The following is a 9,603-nucleotide window of genomic DNA, read 5'->3' as shown; positions in this document are numbered from 1 at the left end:
CTCCCGGTGGGGCGGGAGGGCGGGCCCGGGTGGGTCAGCGGTGGATCAGTGGCGGGTCAGTGGCGGGTCAGTGACGGACCGGCGGCGGCAGCTGCCGCTCCCGGGCGGGCGCGGTGAAGGCGACCGGACCGGTGCTGGACGGGGTGCTGCCGCCGCGGACGGGCAGGCCGCCCTCGACGGCGTACATGGCCTCGTCGTAGGCCTGGCCGTCGGCCGGGGCCCTGCCGACCGCGAAGATCGCCACCGCCTTGCCGTCGAGCACGGAGGTGGAGAGGTAGTCGCCGACCATGGCGCCGCCTCCGGTGGCGGCGATCCGGGACAGCGGCATCGGGCCGGCGACGGTCCGCGGCGCGCTCCAGGTGGCGCCGCCGTTGGCGGAGGAGATGAAGCCGACCTCCAACTCGCAGGTGGCGTCCGTGCAGTCGGCGTTCGGATAGAAGTAGTAGTACAGCCCGAGCTTGGCGCTGCGCCCGGAGGTGGCGCGGTCGACGCCGAGGCCGGGGAGGAAGTGGTCGGCGCCGCTGGTGGTGGCGTCGATCGGCACCCGGGTCACGGCGGACCAGGTGGTCCCGTCGGCCGAGGTCGCGTAGACGATGTCGTTGCCCGGGCAGCCGGCCCGGAACCGGCAGTCCTGCCAGGCGACGTAGACCCGGCCGGCGCCGTCGATCTCGGCCGAGGGCAGGCCCTCGCCGTCGCGCAGGCCGCCCGCGACGCCGTGCGCCACGACGTCGGCGACCAGGACGGTGGAGCCCCAGGACCGGCCCCCGTCGGTGGAGTTGAAGGAGCGGATCGAGGTGGTGTCGGTCGAGAAGGGGACCACGACCCGGCCGTCGGGCTGCACCAGCGGCTGGCCGCCGAGGCCCAGATTGACGCCGGACGGGCCCGACGGGGCGGACCAGGTGGCGCCGCCGTCCCGGGAGGCGGACATCACCACCAGGTTGTCGGAGGAGGGGATGTCGACCTCGATGTAGCAGGTGCCGAAGTACGGGCTGGACGGGGTGTTGTCGCAGACGATCCACTCCTTGTCGTAGCCCTGGCCGTCGAAGCCGACCGCCCGCACCGGGTCCTGCCAGCGCAGGCCGTCGGCCGAGCGGCTGACGGTCACCCCGACGGGGTTGATCGCCGCGTCGATGACCAGGCCGGCGATCATCCAGGTGCCGTGCCTGGCGTCGTAGGCGATCGAGGGGTCGGAGGCCCGGGCCCAGTTGCCGCCGCCCTGGCGGGTGGTGATGCCGGGCAGGATGCCGTGCCGCCAGGTGGCGCCGCCGTCCCGCGAGGTGTTCCAGCTGAGGGCGGCCGAACCGCCGGCGGGGAACCGCCCGACCTGGGACGAGGAGACGATCGTGCCGCCGTAGGCGAAGGTGTCGGGCTCCACCTCGGTGGCGTGCTGGCTTCCGGTCCCGGTGTCGGTGAACGGGTCGGCGCTCACCTGCAGCAGGCGCGGTCCGCCGCCGTCGACGGTCAGGGCGTACGGGGCGGCGCCGGCGGCCGGGGCGGCGTTCCAGGCCGCGCCGGTCAGGACGAGGGCGGCCGCGGCGGCGACGGCGAACGGCCGCCGCCAGCGGGCAGGGGTGCGCGGGTGCTTCATCCGAAGCTCCTTCGCGTGGGGGGAAGGTACGGACGACGAGGGGCGGGCCGCGCTCCGAGGGCGCGGCGACCCGCCCCGGTTGGCGCGTGCGGATCGGAGGAGTCCGGCGCCGTCGAGGCTCGTGGGGGCGACGCCGCCCGATCGCGTGCCGCGCGCAGAAGTGCACACGTGTTCGCAAATCGGAAGTGTGAGCCGGATCATGACATCGCACAAGATGTGCGACCAAAACGGAACGGCGCCTCGCGGACCGTCGGGTCCGGTGCCCCTCCCCCGGCGCGGGGCGGCGCCCCCGTGCACGTGAATACTGGCTGGTTGTCATCCGTTTTCCGTGGCTGGGGCGTCCTGAAGGCATGAAGCGCGAATCGATCCTCCCGGGGGGCTCCGGATCCGACCCGTTCGACGAGTTCGTCGTAGCCCGGTACCAGGCCCTGCTGCGGGGGGCGTACCTGATCACGGGTGACGTCCACGACGCCCGGGACCTGCTGCACGACGCCCTCGCGCAGGTGTACCCGAAGCGTTCGACGATCCGGGACACGGCCGCGACCGAGGGGTACGTCCGCAGGACGATGGTCCGCACCCACGTCTCGCGCTGGCGGCGGACCAGACGCGAAGTGCTCACCTCCGCGCTGCCGGACGGACCGGCGGCCCCGGAGGGCGAACGGGACGACCAGCTGGCGGCGGCACTGGCCGGACTGCCCAAGCGGCAGCGGGCCGCCGTGGTGCTGCGCTACTACCTGGACCTGCCGGTCGCGCAGGTGGCGGAGGAGCTGGGGTGCTCGGTGCCCACGGCGAAGACGCACCTGGCGCGCGGGATCAAGGCGCTTCGACAGGACATGGAAAACGTGAGGGAGCTGGTAGGCCGTGAGCGCTGAGGACAGGTTCGAGGAGGAGCTGGTCACCCGGCTCGGAACACACGCGGCAGGGATCGCCGGCACCCCGCCGCTGGCCGAACTGCACCGGACCGGGCGTCGGCGCGCCCGGCGGCAGGCCGCCGTACGGGGGGTGACGGCGGCCGCGGTGCTGGTCCTCGGAGCGGGAGCGCTGACGCAGCTCGGTGGCGGCGGCCCCGGGAGCGACCGTACGGGGGCGGCCGGGACGGGCCTCAGCGTGCTGACTCCGACGGCGGGGGCGACGGCGCCGGGGCACACCGCCGTGATGCTGAACTGTGTGAACGGGCCCACGTCGATGCGGACACCGGGCTGGCACCAGCACTCCAGCCGGCAGCCCTGGGAGACGCCGTCGGCGATCACCTCGTCGGGCTACTCGTCGTCGTGGACGCCGCCGCCGGGCTCCCCTTGGTTGGGCCTGTTGTCGCCTGCCACCCCTCCGCCGGGGCACTCGTCCTCGGACGTCCCGTCGACAGGCATGCCGTTCTCCGGCCTCCCGTCGTCGTCCGGCTCGCCGTCGTCCCTGCCCACGGACTCGGCCTCGGCCTCGGGCTCGGCCTCGGGCTCGGCCTCGGGCTCGCCGTCGTCGCTGTCGTCGGAAGACCCGGCGGAGGCCCGCGTGACCCGGGCGGGTGAGTCCATCGAGACGCTGGCGATGACCGACTACCCGGACCACTACTTCGGCACGTGCCGCGACAGGAACACGGACACGCTCTACGTGATGCGGGTCCCCGGCAGCGGCCTGGACGCCGCCGTGACCGCGAGGGCGGCCGACTGGCCCACGGTGAAGGTGCGGTTCGCCGACGCCGCGGGCTCCCGCGAGCAGCTCATGACCGTCCTGAACCGGATCCGCGCGGACACCGAGGAATGGCGGGTCAGGGGCGTGGTGATCGACGGGCTGACGCTCGCCATCGACGGCACCGGCGTCGTGGTCGACACCCCGCAGTGGCAGTCCGCCGAGGCGGACATCAAGGCGAAGTACGGGGCCCTGGTGGCCGAGGTCCGCTAGCGGTCCCGGTTTCAACACCATTGGCCACCAAGGGACTTGGACCAGGGCCGGAGGGCGGTGTCACCGATCGGGTCGGTGGCTCCGCCGTCCGGCGTGTCCGGGTGCCGGCGCGCTCACTCGTGGGCGCTGATCTCGCCGCCGGCGCTGAGCACGATGGAGACGCCGTTGGCGTCGACCCCGACATCGTGCTGGTTCGCCTCCAGCGTGCCGTACACCGCGTTCTCGTTGCCGAGGATCTCCGCGCGGTACCGGAGTTCGCCGACCTTCGTGACCTTGGCCGTCCAGCCGCCCGCCAGCTTGAAGGTGCCCGGCCCCTGGTGGCTGCCGCCCATCCAGGAGCGGATCCGGCCGTCCAGCGAGAGCATGACGAACATGCCGTTGGCGTCGAGCCCGTCGTCGTGCTCCTTCGTCTCCATGGTGGCGAGGACCTGACCGGCGTTGACGATCTTGGCGGTGTAGTGCTGGTTGCCGAGGTCGTGGATCTCGGCCTTGCTGCCGTCCACCAGGGTTTCGGTACGGACCCCCTGGCCCCCCTTGGGCGGGGTGACCGACGTGGTCGCGGCGTGCCCGCTGGGCGCGGCGGCCGGAGGGGTGGCACCGCGCGTGCCGGTCGGGGTGGGCGCGGCGGAGGCCGTGGCCGGAGGCTCGGTGGCGGGCGCGGCGGGCGGCGCGGTGGCGGCGGCCGACGCGGTGGTCGGCGCGGCCGCGCCGGTCGCGCCCGACGTGGAGGAGCAGGCCGTCGCGGCGGGCACCAACAGGGCCGCGGTCAGGACGGTTCCGGCCAGCGTACGGGCAGTGGTCGCGCGGCGGATCGTCGAGAAGGGCATGCGGTTCTCCTGAGCGAAGTGCGGGTGAGGAGCGCGCGGCGCCCTCTCCTGCGGGGACCGGAGGGCGGCTTCGCGTGCAGTTCGAAGGTAGTGCGAACAGTCGACGGAATGGAGCCTTCCGTGTCACCGAACTGCAACGCCCCTGGCCGCACGGATCCGGTCACGCCGGCGCTGAGCCGTACTCAAATCCCCTGCCACCGCCGTCGGTACGGCCGCGCCGACGGGCGGTCAGCGCTTCGCGGTGGCGGCGGGAAGCTGTCCGCGCACCCACGCGGGGTCGGGGTTGGTGTGCGATCGGCCGGTCACGACGACAGTCGGCACGGTCTCGTTGCCGTCGTTGGCCGCCCGCACCACCGCGGCCGCCTCCGGGTCGCGCCAGATGTTCACCCAGTGCACCCGCCGGGCCGCCCGGCCCAGCCGGATCCGCAGCCGCAGGCAGTACATGCAGCCCGGCCTCCAGTACACCACCGGCCGGCCGTCGGCCGCGCTGCGGCGCTGCGCCTCCGCCGCGCCGAGCGACTTCGGGAAGACCAGGGTCGAGCTCACGGCCGCGAGCCCCGCGAACCCCAGCAGGTACACGACGGCCGCTCCGCGGCTCCCGCTCGACACGAGTCCGCCCGCGACGGCCGCACCGCAGAGCACCAACAACAACGGCAGCATCCACACACGCATCATGGCGACCCAGGCTATCCGTACACGGCCCTCGCCGCTCCACTCCCCCGGCCCTGCCACGCGATGACCCCCACCGTTTGAATCGATGCCCTTGCACTGTACCGATGGTGACGTTGCGTCAGAACGGCTCGCGATGGCGGCGGACCGCCGGGAAGCCCGCGGGCCGATGTCAGGCGAGGTCGCGCGGCCGGCGGAGCGGGCCGGCCGCCAGAATCACCGGGCCCGCCAGGCTGCACACCGCCAGCAGGAGCAGGGCCGTACGCGGCCCCCAGGCCGTGGAGGCGGCACCGGCCAGCAGCGCGCCGACCGGGATGGAGCCCCAGGAGACGAACCGGACGGTGGCCATCACCCTCGGGAGCAGCTCCGGCGGAGTGTGGGTCTGCCGGTGGGTGCGGGCGACGATGGTGGTGACCACGACGCCCGCCGCGAAGCCCGCGTTGCCGAGGGCGAAGAGCAGCACCGCCCACCCCGAACCGGCCGCCGGGAGCAGGAAGGTGACGAGCGCGGCGATCCGTGCCGACCACCGCAGGGCCCCGCCGCTACCGATCCGGGAGACCACCCGGGGCGTCAGGACGGCGCCGACCAGGCTGCCCAGGCCGCCGGTGGCCATCAGCGCACCGACGGCCGCGGCCGGGGCGTCGAGGGCGTCCACCAGGAACACCGGAGTGAGCGTCATCAGCCCGCCGGAGACGAAGTTGACCGCGGTGGCGTAGGCGGCACACGGCCCGATCACCGGATGCCGGGTGACGAAGTGCCAGCCCTCGCGGATCTGCCTCCACATCCCCGCGCCGCCCGGCCGCGGGGCGGGCCGCTCCGCGCGCGGCAGACTGCGCAGCAGGGCCGCCGAGACCAGGTAGCTGACCGCGTCCAGCACCATCGCGGCCGCGCCGCCGACGAGTTGGACCAGCACCCCGCCCAGCGAGGGGCCGGCCAGTTCGGTCGCGGCGCTGCTGCCGGAGAGCAGGCTGTTGCGGACGGTCAGCTCCTCCTTGGCGACGATCGAGGGCAGGAAGGTGGAGTTGCCGACGTCGAAGACCACACCCGCCAGCCCGACCAGCAGCGCGACCACCACCAACTGCGGCAGGCCCAGTACGCCCAGGGCCGCCGCCACCGGCACCGAGGCCACCGCCGCCCCGCGCAAGAGGTCCATCGCCACCTGGGTGCCGCGCAGCGGGAGCCGGTGGACCAGGACGCCGGCCGGCAGTCCGACCAGCAGCCAGGCCAGGTACCCGGCGCCGGTGACCAGGCCGACCTGCCAGGCCGTCGCGTGCAGGGTGAGCACGGCGATCAGCGGCAGGGCCACGACGGACACCTGGTTCCCGAGCCGGCTGACCAGCGATCCGGTCCAGTAGCGCCAGAACACCCCCGCCGAGGTCCGGTGTCGCGCCTCCCCCTCCGCTGCGCGGTCCGCCGCGACCGCCGTCCGCGTCGTCACATCCATCTTCGGTCCGTCCCTTCCGTCGCAACCGGCCCACCCATCGCTCCCCCGCTTCCCCGGCGCCGGCGCTCCCGGCCGCACGCTGGAGTCCGGCGCCCATCGGGACCGCACGGCCGCACGCACCACCCGCGAGGCTCCGGGCCACCGCACCGGCGCCCAAGTCACGGACCAGCCGGTCGCGTTCGCCGAGCACGCCGCGCCGCACCCGCCCACCGTCCGGGCCGCGGGCGTCGACCGGCCCGAACGGATCACCCTCGCGCCGGACGCCACCCGCACCATCCGTGGGGTCCGCTACCGGTGATCGACCCGCCAGGATCGGTGAAGGGCGCCCGCGGCCCGGTCGACGGGCTCACGGCACACTGACGGCGGGCCGTGACCGGCCCAGCCCTGACGCACCGGGCGTCCGCACAGCCGCCCGGATCCTGACGCGTCCCTGCCCAACTCACCCGACGCCCACACCCCGAACGACCGAACACGCCACGGCCGTCACACCGAAACCCGGCCACCCCATGCGGCGGCCCGCACACCCGGCCGAACCCTGGCCGGATCCCGCCGCACCCGCCGCGCCGCGCCGCGCCGCCGATCCGACCGCAGCGCGACCGGACGATCCCGCCACCCGCCCCCGCGGCGCGGCCGTCCCCGCAGGAGAACCACCCGGAAGGCCCGCTTCCGGATTGTGACGTGCCCCTGTCTAGTTCGTTCCCGTCCCGGTGTGGTGGGATGAACCTCACGGGGATGAACCGCTGACGGGGGTGTGTGCTGGTGCGGAATGGATGGTTGCGGGAGCTGGACGGGGACGCGGTGCGCCTGGCGGCCGTGGGGCTGGTGCGGCTGGGGGCGCAGGACTGGCTGAGTACGGAGGGCGGGGCGCCGGCCTGGGTGGGCGGGTTGCGGGCGGCCTCGTTCGCCGATGCCTGGTTGGCGTTCGGCGACGGGCCCGCGTCCGGGTTGCGGGCGCCCGCGCCGGAGGTGCTGCGGGCCGTCGTCGCCCGGGCCGCGGAGCTGGTGCTGCGCTCCTGCCGGGAGGACGGTCCGGCGGCGCTGGAGTGGCTCGGGCAGCGCTCGGCGGAGGCCCGGGAGCAGGCGCGTCGGGAGGGCGCCTCGCACCCGGCCGAGCCCTGTGCGCTGACCCTGGTGTGGCACGGGGTCCAGGCGCTGACCGCCGAGGACGGGCCGGATCACGCCCGCCGGATCGAGGAGCGCGCCGAGGCGTACGTGCGGGAGCGGCACTGCCGCCAGGACACCCTGGCGCTGGTGCTGTGCTGCACCCGGATCGCCGCGGCCGCGCTGGTGGAGCTGTGCGAGGGCGATCCGGAGCGGGTGGCCGGCCGGCTGGAGCAGGACGCGGCACGTTCCATGCCGCGCGCCGGCCGGGTGCCGCTGTGGGTACCGGGCCGACCGGCCCTGCCCGCCGGCTGACCGGGCCGATCGGGGCACCGATCGGGCCGGCCGGAACGCCGGCCGACCCGGTCAGGCCGCGTCGAGCAGCCGGGCGACCTCCGTCATGGCCGCCCCCAGCGGCAGGTCGAGGCGGAGCCCGGCGAGTTCGTCCCCGCGTGTCGGCCCCTGGTTGACGATCGCGACCGGCAGCCGGGCCCGGGCGGCGCGGCGGACGAAGCGCAGCCCGGACAGGACCGCCAGGGAGGACCCGAGGACCACCAACGAGCCCGCCGCGTCGACCAGTTCGTAGCAGTGCTCGACCCGGGGCGGCGGGACGTTCTCGCCGAAGAAGACCACGTCGGGCTTGAGCACGCCGCCGCACGCCGTGCAGGCGGCGACCCGGAAGCCGTCCACCGCGGACTGCGGCAGCCGCGCGTCGCCGTCGGGCCGCAGCTCCGCCCGGGTCGGCCGGAAGCCCGGGTTGAGCTCCTCCAGCCGCCGGTCCAGCTCGGCCCGGGTGCTGGTGCGGCGGCAGTCGAGGCAGACCACCCGGCGGAGTCCGCCGTGCAGCTCGACGGCCTCCCGGGTGCCGGCCGCGTGGTGGAGGCCGTCGACGTTCTGGGTGATGACCGCCGCGACGTGCCCGGCCCGGCGCAGCCGTTCCACCGCGTGGTGCCCGGCGTTGGGCCGGGCCCCGGCGATCGCGGGCCAGCCGGTGTGGCTGCGGGCCCAGTAGCGGCGCCGGGCCTCCGCACTGCCGGTGAACTCCTGGTACGTCATCGGGGTGCCGCTGCGGCGGCGGCCGGTGGCGCCGCGGTAGTCGGGGATACCGGACTCGGTGGACAGGCCGGCCCCGCTGAGCACCACCGCGCCGCGCCGGTCCAGCAGCCGTACCAGGCCTTCCAACTCCTCCCCCGGGGGAACGGCGGCCTGCCCGCCCGGGTGTTCGAACGCGTCCATACCGTCGAGGTTAGGGCGTGGCGCCGCAGGAGGGGCCGGCACAGGTCCCGGACGCATCGGGACGTGATCGCGGCACCGCGCGGTCCTGTCAGCTCTTCCGACCCTGCGGCACGTGGTTCCCCGCCCGCCCGGACGGCTCCTCGGCGGCACCGGCGGCACCGGCGGCACCGGCGGCGAAGGCCGTGATCCGCTCCAGCGGCGGGTTCCAGCCCCGGGTGGTGTCCACGGCCAGGCAGGGGGCGTCCAGCGCGATCGGCACCCAGGACTCGATCGGCCGCTCGCCGCGCGCGATGCGGCGCAGCAGCTCACCGTCCGCGTGGACGGCGCGACCGGGTTCCTCGGCGGCCCTGCGGGCGATGCGCTCGCGGGCGGTCCCGGGGTCGACGGTGCAGCGTACGATGCGCAGCTCGGCGCGGCCGACGAGCGGCAGCAGACCGGGCCGCCACAGCCGGTCCTGGAAGGCCGCTTCCGCCACCAGGTCCGTTCCCGCGCGCAGGAGTCCGTCGACGGTGCGGAAGAACTCGGTCAGCGTCCGCTGGTTCAGGTCCTGGTCCAGGCCCAGGTCCAGGCCCAGCTCCTCGGCCGGGGCCGGCCGGGCAGCGGCCATCCGCTCCTTGATCTCGTCCCGGCAGACCGCTGGGCGGCCGAGCGCGTCGGCCAGGGCGTGCGCCAGCGTGGTCTTGCCCGCCCCGGGCGGGCCGCTCACGACGAGCAGGTGCGGGCGTCGGTCCATGGTCGGGGTTCGGTCCGTGGTCGGGGTTCGGTCCGTGGTCGGGAGGGAGGGCGTCATGCCTGCTGAGTCTGCGCCGGGCGGCCGCCGCCCGCCACCTCCCCTGCGGGTG

At 75.1% G+C, this 9,603-nt stretch carries 9 protein-coding genes; 3 read left to right on the top strand and 6 right to left on the bottom strand.

The genetic code is table 11. From position 1 onward, the window contains the following. Positions 1-67: 67 nt before the first annotated feature. Positions 68-1,588, bottom strand: coding sequence for a sialidase family protein (locus ACFU7Z_RS08060; RefSeq protein WP_380776965.1), 1,521 nt, complete (start codon positions 1,586-1,588; stop codon positions 68-70). A 350-nt stretch (positions 1,589-1,938) separates the two neighbouring features. Here ACFU7Z_RS08060 and ACFU7Z_RS08055 point away from each other — a divergent pair, with 350 nt between their 5' ends. Together ACFU7Z_RS08055 and ACFU7Z_RS08050 are read left to right on the top strand one after the other, a co-directional pair. After that, the gene (locus ACFU7Z_RS08055) at positions 1,939-2,460 is read left to right on the top strand and encodes a SigE family RNA polymerase sigma factor (protein ID WP_053112272.1); all 522 of its coding nucleotides are present in this window, start codon (positions 1,939-1,941) and stop codon (positions 2,458-2,460) included. Further along, complete coding sequence (locus ACFU7Z_RS08050) at positions 2,450-3,484, top strand: hypothetical protein (protein WP_380776964.1); 1,035 nt, start codon at positions 2,450-2,452, stop codon at positions 3,482-3,484. Before ACFU7Z_RS08055 ends, ACFU7Z_RS08050 begins: the two co-directional genes overlap by 11 nt. A 113-nt stretch (positions 3,485-3,597) precedes the next feature. On the opposite strand, the gene ACFU7Z_RS08045 is transcribed toward ACFU7Z_RS08050, so the two are convergent. The 3 genes from ACFU7Z_RS08045 to ACFU7Z_RS08035 form a co-directional block, all read right to left on the bottom strand. Continuing rightward, a complete protein-coding gene (locus ACFU7Z_RS08045) occupies positions 3,598-4,311 on the bottom strand; it encodes a hypothetical protein (RefSeq protein ID WP_380776963.1) in 714 nt (237 codons plus the stop codon). A gap of 228 nt (positions 4,312-4,539) precedes the next feature. Then, positions 4,540-4,986: a glutaredoxin domain-containing protein gene (locus ACFU7Z_RS08040; protein WP_380776962.1), complete on the bottom strand. Its 447-nt coding sequence runs from the start codon at positions 4,984-4,986 to the stop codon at positions 4,540-4,542. Between the two features lie 166 nt (positions 4,987-5,152). After that, positions 5,153-6,424 (bottom strand): MFS transporter, encoded by a 1,272-nt coding sequence (locus ACFU7Z_RS08035; RefSeq protein ID WP_380776961.1) that lies wholly within the window; start codon positions 6,422-6,424, stop codon positions 5,153-5,155. A 774-nt stretch (positions 6,425-7,198) separates the two neighbouring features. Between ACFU7Z_RS08035 and ACFU7Z_RS08030 the strand changes: the two genes are divergently transcribed. Next, the gene (locus ACFU7Z_RS08030) at positions 7,199-7,840 is read left to right on the top strand and encodes a hypothetical protein (protein WP_049658637.1); all 642 of its coding nucleotides are present in this window, start codon (positions 7,199-7,201) and stop codon (positions 7,838-7,840) included. A 51-nt stretch (positions 7,841-7,891) separates the two neighbouring features. Here ACFU7Z_RS08030 and ACFU7Z_RS08025 read toward each other — a convergent pair whose 3' ends face one another. Both ACFU7Z_RS08025 and ACFU7Z_RS08020 read right to left on the bottom strand, forming a co-directional pair. Continuing rightward, positions 7,892-8,761: an NAD-dependent protein deacetylase gene (locus ACFU7Z_RS08025; protein ID WP_380776960.1), complete on the bottom strand. Its 870-nt coding sequence runs from the start codon at positions 8,759-8,761 to the stop codon at positions 7,892-7,894. 88 nt (positions 8,762-8,849) lie between these two features. Then, positions 8,850-9,494: an AAA family ATPase gene (locus tag ACFU7Z_RS08020; RefSeq protein WP_380776959.1), complete on the bottom strand. Its 645-nt coding sequence runs from the start codon at positions 9,492-9,494 to the stop codon at positions 8,850-8,852. Positions 9,495-9,603: the final 109 nt, after the last annotated feature.

The sequence above is a fragment of the Kitasatospora sp. NPDC057518 genome (assembly GCF_042802075.1).
In the GTDB taxonomy this organism is placed as follows: domain Bacteria; phylum Actinomycetota; class Actinomycetes; order Streptomycetales; family Streptomycetaceae; genus Kitasatospora.
The sequence above is the reverse complement of the archived record's forward strand: the minus strand, read 5'-3'. Positions and strand labels throughout refer to the sequence as shown.